At 66.9% G+C, this 15,779-nt stretch carries 17 protein-coding genes; 9 read left to right on the top strand and 8 right to left on the bottom strand.

Annotation, left to right across the window (positions count from 1 at the left end):
* Window positions 1-262: 262 nt before the first annotated feature.
* From zupT to AC1DCJ_RS11795, 3 genes are all read right to left on the bottom strand, one after another.
* Window positions 263-1,072: a zinc transporter ZupT gene (zupT, locus tag AC1DCJ_RS11785; protein WP_038687506.1), complete on the bottom strand. Its 810-nt coding sequence runs from the start codon at window positions 1,070-1,072 to the stop codon at window positions 263-265.
* Window positions 1,073-1,172: 100 nt separating this feature from the next.
* A complete protein-coding gene (locus AC1DCJ_RS11790) occupies window positions 1,173-1,589 on the bottom strand; it encodes an energy transducer TonB (protein WP_038687508.1) in 417 nt (138 codons plus the stop codon).
* A 4-nt stretch (window positions 1,590-1,593) separates the two neighbouring features.
* Window positions 1,594-1,935 (bottom strand): 4a-hydroxytetrahydrobiopterin dehydratase, encoded by a 342-nt coding sequence (locus AC1DCJ_RS11795; protein WP_137189905.1) that lies wholly within the window; start codon window positions 1,933-1,935, stop codon window positions 1,594-1,596.
* 102 nt (window positions 1,936-2,037) lie between these two features.
* On the opposite strand from AC1DCJ_RS11795, the gene AC1DCJ_RS11800 reads away from it, so the two are divergent.
* Together AC1DCJ_RS11800 and AC1DCJ_RS11805 are read left to right on the top strand one after the other, a co-directional pair.
* Window positions 2,038-2,637 carry an NfuA family Fe-S biogenesis protein gene (locus tag AC1DCJ_RS11800; RefSeq protein ID WP_038687513.1) on the top strand — a complete coding sequence of 200 codons (600 nt, stop codon included), beginning with the start codon at window positions 2,038-2,040 and terminating at the stop codon, window positions 2,635-2,637.
* Between the two features lie 9 nt (window positions 2,638-2,646).
* Window positions 2,647-4,395 (top strand): hypothetical protein, encoded by a 1,749-nt coding sequence (locus AC1DCJ_RS11805; RefSeq protein ID WP_478071021.1) that lies wholly within the window; start codon window positions 2,647-2,649, stop codon window positions 4,393-4,395.
* A 109-nt stretch (window positions 4,396-4,504) separates the two neighbouring features.
* Here the strand turns inward: AC1DCJ_RS11805 and AC1DCJ_RS11810 are convergent, their stop codons facing one another.
* Window positions 4,505-4,951: a barstar family protein gene (locus tag AC1DCJ_RS11810; protein ID WP_478071022.1), complete on the bottom strand. Its 447-nt coding sequence runs from the start codon at window positions 4,949-4,951 to the stop codon at window positions 4,505-4,507.
* Window positions 4,948-5,406, bottom strand: coding sequence for a guanyl-specific ribonuclease (locus AC1DCJ_RS11815; protein ID WP_141056835.1), 459 nt, complete (start codon window positions 5,404-5,406; stop codon window positions 4,948-4,950). The genes AC1DCJ_RS11810 and AC1DCJ_RS11815 overlap by 4 nt, the downstream gene beginning before the upstream one ends.
* Before the next feature lie 247 nt (window positions 5,407-5,653).
* On the opposite strand from AC1DCJ_RS11815, the gene AC1DCJ_RS11820 reads away from it, so the two are divergent.
* Window positions 5,654-6,265, top strand: coding sequence for a superoxide dismutase (locus tag AC1DCJ_RS11820; protein ID WP_141056836.1), 612 nt, complete (start codon window positions 5,654-5,656; stop codon window positions 6,263-6,265).
* A 79-nt stretch (window positions 6,266-6,344) separates the two neighbouring features.
* On the opposite strand, the gene AC1DCJ_RS11825 is transcribed toward AC1DCJ_RS11820, so the two are convergent.
* Entirely contained in the window at window positions 6,345-7,196 is an 852-nt protein-coding gene (locus tag AC1DCJ_RS11825; RefSeq protein ID WP_392731743.1) for an endonuclease/exonuclease/phosphatase family protein, read from the bottom strand.
* 173 nt (window positions 7,197-7,369) lie between these two features.
* On the opposite strand from AC1DCJ_RS11825, the gene AC1DCJ_RS11830 reads away from it, so the two are divergent.
* A complete protein-coding gene (locus AC1DCJ_RS11830; protein WP_137189900.1) occupies window positions 7,370-8,932 on the top strand; it encodes a POT-type proton-dependent oligopeptide transporter in 1,563 nt (520 codons plus the stop codon).
* A gap of 8 nt (window positions 8,933-8,940) precedes the next feature.
* Entirely contained in the window at window positions 8,941-9,564 is a 624-nt protein-coding gene (locus AC1DCJ_RS11835) for a rhomboid family intramembrane serine protease (protein WP_313245617.1), read from the top strand.
* 453 nt (window positions 9,565-10,017) lie between these two features.
* On the opposite strand, the gene AC1DCJ_RS11840 is transcribed toward AC1DCJ_RS11835, so the two are convergent.
* Window positions 10,018-10,194: a hypothetical protein gene (locus tag AC1DCJ_RS11840; protein ID WP_181394068.1), complete on the bottom strand. Its 177-nt coding sequence runs from the start codon at window positions 10,192-10,194 to the stop codon at window positions 10,018-10,020.
* Window positions 10,195-10,407: 213 nt separating this feature from the next.
* On the opposite strand from AC1DCJ_RS11840, the gene AC1DCJ_RS11845 reads away from it, so the two are divergent.
* The 4 genes from AC1DCJ_RS11845 (at window position 10,408) to AC1DCJ_RS11860 (ending at window position 13,281) form a co-directional block, all read left to right on the top strand.
* Window positions 10,408-10,722 (top strand): GNAT family N-acetyltransferase, encoded by a 315-nt coding sequence (locus AC1DCJ_RS11845; protein WP_038687526.1) that lies wholly within the window; start codon window positions 10,408-10,410, stop codon window positions 10,720-10,722.
* Between the two features lie 63 nt (window positions 10,723-10,785).
* Window positions 10,786-11,649 carry a DUF3298 and DUF4163 domain-containing protein gene (locus AC1DCJ_RS11850; RefSeq protein WP_478071023.1) on the top strand — a complete coding sequence of 288 codons (864 nt, stop codon included), beginning with the start codon at window positions 10,786-10,788 and terminating at the stop codon, window positions 11,647-11,649.
* A gap of 14 nt (window positions 11,650-11,663) precedes the next feature.
* Complete coding sequence (gene cfa, locus AC1DCJ_RS11855; RefSeq protein WP_478071024.1) at window positions 11,664-12,782, top strand: cyclopropane fatty acyl phospholipid synthase; 1,119 nt, start codon at window positions 11,664-11,666, stop codon at window positions 12,780-12,782.
* A 103-nt stretch (window positions 12,783-12,885) separates the two neighbouring features.
* Window positions 12,886-13,281 carry a tetratricopeptide repeat protein gene (locus AC1DCJ_RS11860; protein WP_478071025.1) on the top strand — a complete coding sequence of 132 codons (396 nt, stop codon included), beginning with the start codon at window positions 12,886-12,888 and terminating at the stop codon, window positions 13,279-13,281.
* 122 nt (window positions 13,282-13,403) lie between these two features.
* On the opposite strand, the gene AC1DCJ_RS11865 is transcribed toward AC1DCJ_RS11860, so the two are convergent.
* A complete protein-coding gene (locus AC1DCJ_RS11865) occupies window positions 13,404-15,575 on the bottom strand; it encodes a M3 family metallopeptidase (protein WP_141056840.1) in 2,172 nt (723 codons plus the stop codon).
* Between the last annotated feature and the right edge of the window lie 204 nt (window positions 15,576-15,779).

Below are 15,779 nucleotides of genomic sequence, written 5' to 3' on the forward strand. Positions count from 1 at the left end.
GCACCGCCGCGGTAGGTATCCACCGTTGGTGGATACAGACATGCCCGCGCACCGTGGCGGTAGGTATCCACCGTTGGTGGATACAGGCATGCCCGCGCACCGTGGCGGTAGGTATCCACCGTTGGTGGATACAGACATGCCCGCGCACCGCCGCGGTAGGTATCCACCGTTGGTGGATACAGACATGCCCACGCACCGTGGCGGTAGGTATCCACCGTTGGTGGATACGGCAACATGGGCGATTACGGCCCTGCCGCCGGCTTCACCACTTGAACAACACCAGGCTGATCGCCAGGCTGCCCATGCCGGCCACCAGGCCGTACACGGTTTCGTGGCCCTTGGCGTAGCGTTTGGCTGCGGGCAGCAGTTCGTCCAGGGCCAGGAACACCATCACCCCGGAGATCAGGCCGAACACCCAGCCGAAGGTGGCGTGGTTGAGCATGCCCGACAGCGCGAAGTAGCCGATGGCGGCGCCGACCGGCTCGGCCAGGCCCGACAGCAGGCTGGCGCCGAAGGCGTACCACTTGTTCTGGGTGGCGAAATACACCGGTACCGCGATGGCAATGCCTTCGGGAATGTTGTGGATGGCGATGGCGAACGCCAGCGGCATGCCCACCGACGGGCTTTCCAGCGTGGCAAAGAACGTGGCAAGGCCCTCGGGGAAGTTGTGCGCGGTGATCGCGATCGCGGTCAGCAGGCCAACCCGCTTGATGTAGGCCTTGTTGTTGTCGCGGAACACCGGGTCCTGCTTGTCCAGGCTTTCGTGCGGGTTCGGGATCAGGTGGTCGATCACCACGATCAGCAGCACCCCGGCCAGGAACGCGGCCGTGCCGTAGGCGAAGCCCAGCCGGGCATCGTAGGCCTGGGTGAACGAATCGATCGCCTTGTTCAGGATCTCGGTAAGCGACACGAACACCATCGCACCGCCGGCAAAGGCCAGACCGAAGGCCAGCAGCCGGGGGTTGGGCCGTCGCGAGAACAGCACCATCAGGCTGCCCAGGCCCGTGGCCAGGCCGGCGGCCAGGGTCACACCCAGTGCGACCCAGACATTTTCAGCGGAGATTTCGAGCATGCGCTACAGCGTCCTTGGAGAAGTGCAACGCGCCCCGGTGGGGTTCACCCGGGCGCGGTAAGGGGAGGCTGGCGCTGGCTGACCTCGGATCAGGGCCGACTCAACCGCCGCGGCGAAGCCGCTCTTCCACCGCGAAGCACTCGTCCGGCTTGGGCTGCGGGGGGTTGAAGCTCACCGGTACCTGGATGGTGGTGGACACCGTCTGGCCGGCGCGGGTGGCCGCCTTGAACTCCCAGCCTTCCACCGCCGTCTTGGCCTGCGCGTCGAGCTGGGCGTTGCCGCTGCCGCTCACCAGCGCCACTTCACCGGGCTTGCCGTTGGCGGCGATCACCACCTTGAAGGTGCTGGTGCCGCCGATGCCCTGGCAGGCCAGTTCGATCGGATACTGCGGCGGCGGGGTCTTCACGGCGGCCACTTCGGTCGGCGCGGCCACCGGGGTGGCAGGCTCGGCCGGCTTGTTGCAGCCGGCGAGGGCGGCAAGGGCGATGCTGGACAACACGAGGGACTGCAGTTTCATGGGGTCACTCCGTCAGGGCCGAAGCCTTCGCTGCGCAGATGAAGTCGTTTTCGCTCAGGCCACCCACGTCGTGGGTGGAAAAGCGCACCACGGCCCGGTCGTAATGCACGCCCAGGTCGGGGTGGTGGTCTTCGCGGTGGGCTACCCAGGCCAGGGCGTTCACGAACGCCATGGTTCCGTGGTAGTTGTCGAAGCGGAAGGTGCGGGTGAGCGCCAGGCCGTGTTCGGCCAGCTCCCAGCCGGGCACCTGGGCCAGCAGTTCGGCCACCCGGGCCTCGCCCAGCTTGTGGTCGCTGCCCTTGCGCGGCACGCAGTGCGCCCGCGCCAGCGGAATCAGGTCGGCCATGAAATCCTCCACTCCCAGTGTTCTAGCAAGATGACTGAACGATGCGCCGGCCAATGTATAAACCGAATGAGCGCATAACATGTAAGCCGCTAGAATAGCCCGATGATCCAGATATCCGACACCGCCCAAACCTATTTCCGCAAGCTGATCGAGCGTGAGGCCGTGCCCGGCATGGGCGTGCGCCTGAGCGCCGTCGATGCGGGCACCCCCCGCGCCGATGCCCGGCTGGAGTTTGCCGAGCCTGCCCAACTGCTCGGCGACGAATGGGCGGTGGACTGCGATGGCTTCACCCTGTTCGTGGACGCGCCCAGCGTGGGCTGGCTGGACGGGGCGGAGATCGACATCGTCAGCAACGCCACCGGCAGCCAGCAGCTGACCATCAAGGCGCCGAAGATCAAGGGCGAAGCCCCGGGCGAGGCGAACTCGCTGGTCGAACGCGTGCGCTGGGTGGTGGAGAACGAAGTGAACCCGCAGCTGGCCTCCCACGGCGGCAAGGTCGCCGTGCAGGAAGTGTCCGCCGACGGCGTGGTGCTGCTGCGCTTCGGTGGCGGCTGCCAGGGCTGCGGCATGGCCGATGTGACCCTCAAGCAGGGCATCGAAAAAACCCTGATGGGCCGGGTGCCCGGGATCACCGCGGTACGCGACGCGACCGACCACGACAGTGGCGACGCGCCGTACATCCCGCGCGGCACGGCCGCCTGATCGCGCTGCGTGCCACTGCGCCGGGCCGACGACATCCTCGATTGGCTGCTGGCACGCCAGCCGGACAACCGCATCCTTGAAAAAACCACGGGCCTTCCCTACGGGTGGGGCCTGTGGCTGCGCGCGTTGCGTCCGTTGCCGCGCCCGTTTCGTTCCAGCGAGGTCATTGCCACCCTGATCGGGCGCCCGTTGCCGGTGTCCACCGGGCGGCTGCCGCAGCTGGGGTTCGTGCAGTCGCTGCGGCGCCTGCTGTGGCAAGGCTGGGAACCGGCGCCGCGCGACCAGCGCTGGATGCGCTGGAGCTCGGCTACGATCAGCCTTCTGCTGCACGCGCTGTTTGCCGCGCTGCTGCTGTGGGTGGCGCTGATCCGGCCGCCGGTGGTGCCCGAGCAGGGCGGCGAAAGTGGCCGCGTGCAGGTGTCGCTGGTGGGGCGTGGCACGCCACAGCAGGACGACGGTGGCCAGGCGGCGGCCGCTGCGCCGGCCGAGGCGACGCCCGACACCGCGCAGTCGCGTGCGCCGGCACAGGCTGAATCCACGGCGGCGGCCACGGCGTCCGCGCCCCAGCCGCGTGCCAACCCGCCGCCGGCCAGCGAGCCGCAGCCGGCGCCGCCGAGCCCGGCCACGCCCACCCCGGAACAGCCGCTGCAGGCCACTGACGTGGCGCAGGCCACCACCGATTTCGTGGTGCCACCGCCCAGCGCGGTGCGCACCGAGGTGCGCGTGGTACCCCGCGATCCGCAGGACATCGCGGTGCGTGAGCGCACGGTTGCCACCGTGGAGGCCCCGTCGGCGCGTGCCAACGTGGCGATGCCGCGCCCGACCGAACCGCAGCTGCGCACCCCCGAGCTGACGGTGCGCGAGCGTGAGGTCAGCGTGGTCGAGGCACCGGCCCCGCCTGTGGTGGTGCCCGGCCCGCGCGTGGATGTGCCGCTGCCGCAGCGTGAGGTACAGGTGCGCGAGCGCCAGGTGCAGCCGTTGCTCACGCCCCCGGTGACGGTGGCGCGCGTGCCGCAGCGCGACCTGAGCGTCCCGGCACCATCGCCGGCGCAGGTGGCCGTGCGCGAACGGGCCGTGCCCAATGCCACGCCGCGCCCGGCGCCGCCGACCCCCACCACCGCCCCGGCCAGCGCATCCACGGCGACCGCGCCGCGTTCCACCCCTGCGCCCAGCACCAACAGCGCCACCAGCACCGCCCCGGCCACGCCGAGTCCGTCGCCGGCCAAGCCCGCTGCGGATCCGGGCAACTGGGCCGCGTCGCGTCGCGGCGACGACTGGGCGGCCGCCAACCACCCGCAGGACCGTGACCTCAACGGCCGCGCGGTGAGCGCGACCGGCGCCAGTGGCGGCAGCCTGTTCAATGCGGACGGCGGCGTGCGCGTGGCCGGCCAGGACGGAAAAGGCGCGGCCGAGCGGGGCGCGCCCGGTGGCGACAAGGACGGCTGGACCAAGGAGCGCATCGCCCAGTCCGGCACGTGGCTCAAGCGGCCGCCGTACGACTACACCCCGACCTCGTTCGAGAAATACTGGGCGCCCAACGAATCGTTGCTGGCCGAGTGGGTACGCAAGGGCATCAAGACGGTGGAGATCCCGATCCCGGGCACCAGCTCGTCGATCTCGTGCGTGGTGTCCATCCTCCAGTTCGGCGGCGGCTGCGGCCTGAGCGATCCAAACATGCAGGACCAGCCGGCCGTGGCGCGCCCGCCGCCGGATATTCCGTTCAAGAAAGAGCTGCAGGACGACAACGGCAGCCGATGAGGCCTCGCCTCATCGGCGGGTAGAGCCACCCCATGGGTGGCTGCCCCTCGGGCCAGGCGTCATGGCGCGCGTCACAGCCACGCATGGCGTGGCTCTACCCGGATGCGGGTTACGGCGCGGCGTCCGCGTCCAGTTCCACGTCTGCATCCTGCAGGGCCACGAACGCCCAGAACGGCACGTTGCTATCGCTCCAGAAGCGGCTGGCTTCGTCGAGCACCTCCAGCAGCGTGTCGAAGTCGGCGCCAGCCTGCGCGCGCAGTGCATCGGCATCATTGAAAAGCAGCGCATAGCCGTTGGCCGGCAGCCAGGCCAGGTCGCGCAGGTTGTCCGTCAGTGCGTCCCAGTTGCCGCCGAAGCCGGTCGGGAAGTCCAGGCGCGCAGCCAGCCGCATCAGCAGCGTGCGCTTGTCCTGGCAGCCGTCCAGGTCGATCTGGACCACGCGCAGGCCGGCATCGCGCATCGCCGCCGACAGCGGGCCCACGTCGCCGTTGCCGATGGCGTACACGCCGGCGTTGTTGATGTCGTGCAGGCCCAATTCGAATGCGTCGTGGTTCATTGCCAGCTCCCGGCCGGTGGTACATCAAAACTGCGGAATGTTTCGTAGTGGTCGTCGGTGTAGAACCAGCCGGTGGGCGGGGTGCCACCGGTGACGATGCGACGTGCACCGCGATTGCCGGCACCGGGGGTGTCGACGGTGTACTCGTGGTAGTAGCCGCGTGGACGCGGCGGCAGGCGCTGCTCGCGGTTGCCGAACACGCTGCCGTCCTGGCGGTGCGGGAACGGGCCACCGCGCTGGATCAGCGCGATCGTGGCGCGTGCCTCGGGCGGCAAGAACGGGGGCAGCGGGTCGCCCGCGGGCGTGCGCGCCGCCGCAGCGGCCGGCGCGGCCTCGATCGGTTGTGACAACGAGGGGGCGAACTGCGGCGGCGGCGGGCGCTGCATCAGCTTGACCGCAGCCAGGCCGCCGATCAGCAGCACAATGGCAACCAGCAACAGAAGGGGCTTGCGCATGGGGCAGGGCGGGCCAGGGAAGACAGTCGCTACTGTACCGCCAAGCGCGTAGCCGGCGATGAGGCGCAGCCGAACAGCGCCGCCGCGCCGCGCGTTGCCGTCACCGCTGCGTAACACCGTGTGTAGAAGTGGCATGTGCAGGACCAAGTTTCCTTTACATGGGCCTTGGTAAGCTTGTCGGCCATCCCCATCATCGTCAGCGCAACGCCCGGTCTTCGCCGGGTGAGTGAGCTACCAGGAGAACCACATGGCCTATACCCTCCCCAAGCTGTCCTACGCCTACGACGCACTTGAGCCGAATATCGACGCGGCCACGATGGAAATCCATCACACCAAGCATCACCAGACCTACATCAACAACGTCAACGCGGCGCTGGAAGGCACCGAGTTCGCCGACCTGCCGATCGAAGAACTGGTCAAGAAGACCAAGTCGCTGCCCGAGAACCTGCAGGGTCCGGTGCGCAACAACGGTGGCGGCCACGCCAACCACAGCCTGTTCTGGACCGTGATGTCGCCCAACGGCGGCGGTGCACCGGTGGGCGAGGTGGGCAAGGCCATCGAGTCGCAGCTGGGTGGCTTCGAGAAGTTCAAGGAAGCCTTCACCAAGGCCGCACTGACCCGCTTCGGCAGCGGCTGGGCATGGTTGAGCGTCACCCCCGACAAGAAGGTGGTGGTGGAAAGCAGCGCCAACCAGGACAGCCCGCTGATGGACGGCAACACGCCGATCCTGGCGCTGGACGTCTGGGAACACGCCTACTACCTGAAGTACCAGAACCGTCGCCCGGAATACATCGGCGCGTTCTTCAACGTGGTCGACTGGAACGAAGTCGAGCGTCGTTACCAGGCCGCGATCGCCTGAGCGATACCGCCGGTAGCATGACAAAACGGCCAGGCAGCAATGCCTGGCCGTTTTCGTTCGGGGCGCCGCGCCAGGTGGATCAGGGCGCGCTGGCGGGCACCGGTGACTGCAGCCGCAACGTAGCCATCACCCCCAGCCGCAGCGCGCCCTTGTCGGGAACGGCGCCGTCGGCAGCGGGCAGCTTCAACGCCTGCTGGCCGACGCCCTCGAAATGCTTGACCTGGAACAGCACGTCCAGCCCATGGCCGCGCGCGCTGCCGGCCACCGAGGGGGGATCGACCCGTTCACCGGGGTTGCGTCGCGCCGGCTGGAAGCCGGGGGTGCTGCGCACCAGTTCGGCGGTGTCGGCCGAAAAATCGCCCGCGATCAGCGAGGGCAGCCCTTCGCCCGTGGCGCCGATCCAGGTCATCAGGTCGCTGCTCTGGTGGCGGCGTACCTCCGGTTCGTCCGGGTCCGGGCGCAGCCGTGCCACATAGATGTTGATCAGCTCTTCCTGCAGTTTCACCCGCAACATGCCCGCAGCGCTGAACTGGCCCGGGGGGTGCAGGAGGGTGACGCCGTCTTCGCTCACCGGTAGCCGGGTCAGCATGGCGCTGCCATGGCGCAATGCCTGGCTGGGCGGGTCGGCGGTGACGAAGTCGCAGCTGTAGCGCAGCCGGGTGGCCAGCCAGCAGGCCGGGTTGCGGCCCTGCGCCTGCATGACGCGCTGGACCGCGATCACGTCCGGCTGCAGTGTCTCCAGCATCTGCAATACCTGGTCGCGGCGTTGCTCCCATTGGCCCTCGTCCAGGGTGGGCAGCTCCAGCGTGGCCACCTTGAGCAGACGCGGGCCGGGGTCGGCCTGGCGCGCCTGCACCTGCGCCGCCGAGGCGGCCCAGAGCATGAGCAGCAACCAGCCCGGCCAACGTCCCGTGACAGCAGTGGAGATCATGCGCATAACGATAAGTTTACGCTTTGTCCGTCGACGCTTCGTGACTTCCGCCGCGATTTGGCGCGTTTGCCTGCCATGTCCGTGGCGCGCTGTCATGTAGGGGCGCAGCGTGCGTGGGCGTAGGGGTTCCGGTAAGCTCGCGCCCTTTCGTATTCGCAGGACAGCCCCATAGGATGAGCACGATCGCAGCCGCCAGCGCAGGCAAGGGAAAAATGCCGCGCCAGATTCCGTACATCATTGGCAACGAGGCCTGCGAACGGTTCAGTTTCTACGGGATGCGCAACATCCTGGTGCAGTTCCTGATCACCTCGCTGCTGCTGCAGGAGATCACCGCCGAAGGCCGTGCGGGCGAGGCCAAGGACATCATGCACAGCTTCATGATCGGCGTGTATTTCTTCCCGCTGCTCGGTGGCTGGCTGGCCGACAAGTTCTTCGGCAAGTACCACACCATTCTGTGGTTCAGCCTGATCTACTGCGCCGGCCACGCCTGCCTGGCGGTGTTTGAAGACAGCCGCCAGGGCTTCTTCGTCGGCTTGGGCCTGATCGCGCTGGGTGCCGGCGGCATCAAGCCGCTGGTGGCCTCCTTCATGGGCGACCAGTTCGACCAGAGCAACAAGCATCTGGCCAAGATCGTCTTCGACGCCTTCTACTGGATCATCAACTTCGGCTCGCTGTTCGCCTCGCTGCTGATTCCGCTGGCGCTGAAGAACCTGGGCCCGCAGTGGGCGTTCGGCATTCCCGGCATCCTGATGTTCGTGGCCACCTTCGTGTTCTGGCTGGGTCGCAAGCGCTACGTGCTGGTGCCGCTGCCGCCGAAGGACCCGCATTCGTTCGGCAACGTGGTGCGTACCGCGCTGACCGCGCAGGTGCCGGGCAAGGGACGCCCGGGCCTCACCCTGGCCATCCTGGGCGCGGTGCTGGCGGTGGCCTCGATGGGCCTCGTTGGCAGCCTGGGCATCGTGATCTGCCTGTGCATCGCCCTGGTCCTGCTGCTGGCCGGCATCGGCGGTGGCACCTGGATCCAGCTGGACCGCGCCCGCGCGGTACACCCGGCCGAGGCTGTGGAAGGCGTGCGCTCGGTGCTGCGCGTGCTGGTGATCTTCGCGCTGACCACGCCGTTCTTCTCGCTGTTCGACCAGAAGGCCTCCACCTGGGTGCTGCAGGGCCAGCAGATGGCCATGCCGTCGTGGTTCACCGCCTCGCAGATGCAGGCGCTGAATCCGCTGCTGGTGATGATCCTGATTCCGTTCAACAACCTGGTGCTGTACCCGACACTGCGCCGCTTCGGTTTCGAGCCGACCGCGCTGCGCCGCATGACCGCCGGTATCGCCTTCAGCGGCCTGGCCTGGATCGTGGTCGGCGGCATCCAGGTGATGATGGACGGCGGCAACGTCATGTCCATCTTCTGGCAGATGCTGCCGTATGCGCTGCTGACCTTCGGTGAAGTGCTGGTCTCGGCCACCGGCCTGGAGTTTGCCTACAGCCAGGCCCCGCAGGCGATGAAGGGCGTGGTGATGAGCTTCTGGAACCTCACCACCACCATCGGCAACCTGTGGGTGCTGCTGTCCAACGCCGCGGTGCGCAATGACACGGTCACCCACCAGATCGCCAGTACCGGCTTGAGCGAGGCGGCCTTCCTGATGTTCTTCTTCGCCGGATTCGCGTTTGTGGCGGCGTTGGCCTTCGGTTGGTATGCCAGGCGCTATCGTATGGTCGACAACTACCGTACGGCCTGAGCCCTGACATGACCCCCGTCAATCTGCTGTTGATCGCCATCACCGTCATCGTGTCGTGGATGGCCTTCAAGAACCGAAAACTCGGCGACCGCCTGATCCTGTGGCCACCGGCGGTGGACCGCCATCGCCAGTACGACCGCCTGGTGACCTACGGGTTCATCCATGCGGACCTGGCGCATCTGGCGTTCAACATGATCACGCTGTTCTTCTTCGGCGGCCAGATCGAGTCGTTGATGATCAACCTGACCGGCAGCTACCTGACCTATCCGGCGTTCTATCTGGCGGCGCTGGTGGTGTCGATCCTGCCCAGCTACCTGAAAAACCAGAAGAACCCGAACTACCTCAGCCTGGGCGCGTCGGGCGCGGTGTCGGCGGTGCTGTTCGCCTTCATCCTGCTCAGCCCGTGGAGCGTGATCTACGTCTTCTTCATCCCGGCCCCGGCGATCGTCTACGCGGTGTTCTACGTGGGCTACAGCATCTGGATGGACAAGCGGGGCGGTGACCGCATCAACCACAGCGCGCACCTGGCCGGTGCTGCGTTCGGTGTGATTTTCCTGCTGGCCATGCGCCCGGCGATCTTCGAGCATTTCCTGCGCGAGCTGAGCAACCCCAGCTTCCGCCCGCTGGGCTGAGCCTGCGCCGGGGGTACCGACCAACGGTCGGTACCTACCGGGACCGGGGCCCCTGCAGCAAGGGTACCGACCAACGGTCGGTACCTACCTGGGCCGGGGTTCCTGCAGCAGGGGTACCGACCAACGGTCGGTACCTACCTGGGCCGGGGTTCCTGCGCCTGGGGTACCGACCAACGGTCGGTACCTGACGGGACCGGGGTCACCGGCAGCCGACGGCAGGTCACGGCCGTTGATCGAGACGGGTGTACCGGGGCAGCATGCCGCCACCGGGGCATGTCACGACCGTTGGTCGTGACGCATTCGGGGTACGTTTCGCGGTAGGTCACGACCGTTGGTCGTGACGCATTCGGGGTACGTTTCGCGGTAGGTCACGACCGTTGGTCGTGACGCCCTTATCGGGCCGCCACGCCCCCATCGTGGTAGGTCACGACCGTTGGTCGTGACCCAGGCCACTTACGCGGCCTTCTTGCCTTCCGCACCGTAGGCGCTGAGCAGGCGGGCATAGACCTCGTTGTCGATCTGGTCGAATTCCCAGCTCTGGGTCTGGCCATTCACGGCCAGCTGGAACAGACCTTCCAGCAGCGAGCTGTCGGCATCGCCAGGGGCGGGGGAGGTAGGTGCGTTGTCCATGTGGACCTCCTTGTGGAGCACGATCGGGTAGGCAGGTGTCGCAAAACTCGTGCCAGCTTTCACGCCCTGTCCGTTACCGATATCGGCTTGAATCGGCGGAGCTTTAGGGCCGGATGTGACGCTCTACGTCGTTGCTTGCCCCTGTTCAGACTTCACGCGATCATGGCGCTACGCTGCGCACTATCGCGTCAGTTGCCGCAGGAGACACCGCCCATGGCTTCGGTCACCCCGCCCGGATTGGCATACGAGGTGGAGCACGATCTGGCCAACCACCGGTTCCAGGCCCGGGTTCAAGGGCATCTGGCACTGCTGGATTACCAGATCAAGTCGCTGAAACGACAGAAGCGCATGGTCATCACCCACACCGAGGTGCCCGAACCCATCGAGGGGCGTGGCATCGCAGGGGAGTTGACCAAGGTGGCGCTCCGCTATGCGCGCGAACACAAATACAAGGTGGTGCCGGCGTGTGCCTACGCCGAAGCCTTCATGCAACGCCATGAGGAATACGACGACCTGCTGGCCGGCTGACGGCAGCAGGGGGTGTCTCACGGACGACCGATCATCATGCTGGGTTTCAACAAGGGGATTGCAATGAACATCGTAGTAAACCGTCGCGCGCTGCGCGCCAGCGCGTTGGCCCTGGCCGTGGGCCTGGTGCTGGTGGCCGGCTGCAAGCGCGACGCCGCCGATGCCGCCGCACCAGTGGCCGATGGCAGCACGGCAGCGCAGCCGGCCAACATCGAAACGCCTGCCGAAGCAGCGGCCCCGGTGGAACTGCGCGACGTGATCGAAAATACGCCGCAGGCCGTGGTGGGGATCAGCTACCCGACCGACATCGCGCGGTACCCGGGCCTGGCCAAGGCCCTGTCCGACTATGCCGGCGCGGCGCGCGGCGAATTGCAGCAGGCCGTGGATGGCCTGGGCAATGACAAGCCGACGATGCCTTACGAGCTGTCGCTGAGCTTCGAGAAGGTGCTGGAAACCCCGCAGCTTGTGGTGGTCAGCGCCGATGGCAGCCGCTACACCGGCGGTGCCCATGGCGAGCCGTTGGTGGCGCGCTTTGTGTGGTTGCCCGAGCAGCAGCAGATGCTCACCGCCGACAAGCTGGTGGCCGACGCCAAGGGCTGGAAGGCGGTCAGTGATTACATCGGCGACCAGCTGCGCGAGCGCGTGGCCACCCGCCTGAGCAGCGAAGACATGGACCCGGGCCAACTGCAGGAGTCGCTCCGCAGCGCCAGCCGCATGATCGCCGACGGCACCGAGCCGAGCGCGGAGAACTTCAGTCAGTTCCAACCGCTCACCGGTACCGATGGCAAGATCAGCGCGGTACGCTTTGTGTTCCCGCCGTACCAGGTGGGGCCGTACTCGGATGGCACGCAGACCGTGGATGTTCCGGCGAGCGTGCTGGCGCCGCACGTCGGCACCGCCTACGCGGGGTTGTTTGCCCGGGGCTGACCGACGGAGGCAATGTGGACGCGGGACTGCAACGACGAGTGACGCTGTTGCTGCACGAGGCGGGGGTCACCGTTGACGGTGACCAGCCGCACGACATCCACGTGCATGACCCGCAGTTCCATACGCGGGTCATGGCCCAGGGCTCGCTCGGCCTGGGCGAGAGTTACATGGACGGCCAGTGGGACGCCGCCTCGCTGGACGGCTTCCTGTATCACCTGATGCAGGCCCACCTGGACGAGCGCGTGCACAGCTGGCGCGAAGTGGCCGATGGACTCAAGGCGCGCCTGTTCAACCTGCAGGCGGGCAGTGGCAGCTTCGAAGTCGGCAAGCGCCACTATGACCTCGGCAACGACCTGTATGAGGCCATGCTCGGCGAGCGCCTGGTCTACAGCTGCGGCTACTGGCGCGACGCGCAGGACCTGGACGGGGCGCAGGAGGCCAAGCTCGACCTGATCTGCCGCAAACTGGGATTGCGCCCGGGCCAGCACGTGCTGGATATCGGCTGTGGCTGGGGCGAAGCGTTGAAGTTCGCCGCCGAACGCTATGGCGTATCCGGCGTGGGCATCACCATTTCGCAGGAGCAGGCCGAGTACGCGCGCGAGTTGTGCGCTGGGCTGCCGATCGAGATCCGCCTGCAGGACTACCACGACCTCAACGAGACCTTCGACGCGATCTTCTCGGTGGGCATGTTCGAGCACGTGGGCGACAAGAACTACCGCGGGTACTTCGAGGTGGCGCGGCGCTGCCTGCATCCGCACGGTTTGTTCCTGCTGCACAGCATCGGCGGCAACCTGTCGCGCCACCGCACCGATCCCTGGATTGCGCGCTACATCTTCCCCAACTCGATGCTGCCCTCGGCCGCCCAGCTCACCGCCGCGTTCGAAGGGCTGTTCGTGCTGGAGGACTGGCACAACTTCGGCACCGACTACGACCGTACGCTGCAGGCCTGGCGGTTGAACGTGGAAAACGCGTGGCCGCAGCTGGACCCGCAGCGTTACGACGAACGCTTCAAGCGCATGTGGCGTTTCTACCTGGCCGCCTCGATGGCCAGCTTCCGCTGCCGGCATGCGCAGCTGTGGCAACTGGTGCTGTCGCCGCATGGGGTGCCGGGTGGGTATGTGGCGCCGCGCTGACGGCGCGCGATGTAGAGCCACAGCACGTGTGGATGAACGCACCTGTTGATGGCGCACCACGGCCTCGACCGCCACTCCCGGCGTTTCCGGGTAGCATCCCCGCATGCATGACGCCGTTTCTTCCGCCGTAGTCCACGCGTTGCGCAGCGCCCGCAGCGAGGTGGAGGCCGCGTTCGCCGGCACGCGCGATGCGGACGCTGCACTTGCAACGGCCGCGGCCACGCTGGAGGCCGCATTGTCGGCACACGGCGACGATCCGCTGCTGCTGACCGGGCTCGGCGCCGTTGCCTGTGACCGCGCGCAGTACGCCGATGCGCGTGAGGTGTTGCAGCGGGCATTGGCGCTGGGTAGCGATGATCGGCATGCGGCATTCAACCTTGGCGTGGCGTTGCTCAATACCGGGCGCACGGCGCAGGCGAGGGCGGCGTTCGAACAGGCGCGCACGATGGCTGCCTCACCGTTTACCTGGGACGCCTGGTTCGACCCGCAGGCGCATTGAGGGCCGTACCAACCAACGGTTGGTACCTACCGCCACGTCCGTATCGCCATGGGCAGAAGAACCCAAAAAGAACGCCCGGCATGGCCGGGCGTTCTGGTGGTGCACGTCGGTCGAGCGGACGCTTACTTCTTGCTGTCACCCGAGGTCAGGCCACGCTTTTCGAGCAGCGGCTCGATCTGCGGGGCGTGCCCGGCGAAGTCCTGGAACAGCTGCATCGCGTCCACGCTGCCGCCCTTGGACAGCAGCGCCTTGCGGAAGTGGTCGCCGTTCTTGCGGCTCAGGCCGCCGTTCTCGCGGAACCACTTCTGGGTGTTGGCGTCGAGCACTTCGGACCAGATGTAGGCGTAGTAGCCGGCCGAGTAGCCGCCCATGATGTGGCTGAAGTACGGGGTCTTGTAGCGCGGCGGAACCGGCGCGTAGTAGATGCCGTCCTTCTCCAGCGCGGCGCGCTCGAAGGCCATCACGTCCTTGGCGGCCGGCACCTGGTCCGGGCCGATCTGGTGCCAGCGCTGGTCAAGCATGGCCGCGCCCAGGTACTCGGTGGTGGCAAAGCCCTGGTTGAACTTGGCCGCGGCAATCACCTTGTCCAGCAGCGCCTGCGGCATGGCCGAGCCGTTCTGGTAGTGCTTGGCGTAGTTCTTCAGGATGGCCGGGTTGTCCGACCACATTTCGTTGACCTGCGAGGGGAACTCGACGAAGTCGCGCGGCACGGCGGTACCGGAGAAGTAGGGGTACTTCACGTTGGAGAACATGCCGTGCAGGGCGTGGCCGAACTCGTGGAAGGTGGTGGTCACTTCATCCCAGGTCAGCAGGGTCTGCTGGCCGGCCGGCGGCTTGGGAATGTTGAGGTGGTTGGCCACCACCGGCTTGAAGCCGGTCAGCGCGGACTGGGACACATACGAGTTCATCCAGGCGCCACCGCGCTTGGAGGCGCGTGCGTACGGGTCGAAGATGAAGATCGCCAGCTGGCTGCCGTCGGCGTCGAACACGTCATAGACGGTGACATCCTCGTGGTAGACCGGCAGGTCGGTGCGCTGCTTGAAGGTCAGGCCGTATTCCTGGTTGGCGGCGAAGAACACGCCGTTCTCCAGCACGTTCTTCAGCTCGAAGTACGGCTTGAGCTGGGATTCGTCGAAGTTGTACTTGGCCTGGCGGACCTTCTCGCTGTAGAACGCCCAATCCCAGGCTTCCAGCTTGAAGGTGGGCTTGCCGGCGGCCTTCTGTTCCTGGTCGATCATGGCCTGCAGGTCGGCCGCTTCGCGCTTGGCGTTGGCCACGGCGGCCGGGGCGAGCTGGCCGAGCATGGCGTTGACCGCTTCGGGGGTCTTGGCGGTCTGGTTGGTGAGGTTGTAGGCGGCGAAGTTGGCAAAGCCCATCAGCTTGGCCTTGTCGGCGCGCAGCTGCATGATGCGCGAGACCAGGGCGGTGTTGTCGTACTGGCCGCCGCGGCTGCCGCGGGTGATGGAGGCTTCGTAGATCTTCTGGCGCAGGTCGCGGTTGCGCAGGTTGGTCAGCGGCGGCTGGCCGGTGGTGTTGAGCAGGGCGATGACGTACTTGCCGTCCAGCTTGCGGGCCTTGGCGGCTTCGGCGGCGGCGGCGATCTGCTCGGGCGACAGGCCGTCGAGCTGCTTGACGTCGTCGACGACAACCGCCGAGGCGTTCACTTCGTTCTGGACGTTCTGGCTGAACGTGGTGCCGAGGTTGGCCAGTTCGGCGTTCATGGCCTTGAGCTTGGTCTTGTCGGCATCGTTGAGCTTGGCGCCGGCGCGGACGTAGCTTTCGTAATACTTTTCGACCAGGCGCACGCCTTCGGCGTCGAGGCCGAGCTGGGCGCGGGTGTCGTACAGGGTCTGGATGCGGGCGAACAGCTTGCCGTTGAGGGCGATGGCATCGCTGTGGGCGGCAAACTTGGCCGAGTAGTCGGCCTGGAGCTTCTTGCGGGTGTCGTTGGTGTCGGCGCCGACCAGGCTGAAGAAGACGGTCGTGGCGCGATCCAGGGTGTCACCGCTCTTTTCCAGGGCGATGAGGGTGTTGTCGAAGGTCGGCTTGGCCTTGTTGTTGGCGATGGCCTCCACTTCCTTGAGCTGCTGGGCCATGCCAGCGTCGAAGGCGGGGGCGAAGTCGCTGTCCTTGATCTTGTCGAACTGCGGGTAATGCAGCGGCAGCGGGCTGTCGGCGAAGAACGGGTTGGCCTGCTGGGCGTTCGCGGCAGCGGGGGCAGCGGCGACGGCGGAATAGGCAGGCAGGGCCAGGCCGAGGGTGACGGCGACGGCAAGGGCAAGACGGGTGGTCAAGGGGAATTCTCCGGTCAGACAAGTGCCCGAGGGTAACCCGGGGTGGCGCGGTGGGGCTTGTGTCGAAAGGCATGTTGAAAGCGTGGAGCGCAAGGCGCGGCGGTGGGGCTGCGCTGGACACTTGGCCGGCGCATCGCTGAGTGGTAAATCAGACGGTAGTGCCGGCCGCTGGCCGGCTCCCCATGAACCCCACCGCGTAAGCGC

The sequence above is a fragment of the Stenotrophomonas sp. 10N36 genome (assembly GCF_056395005.1).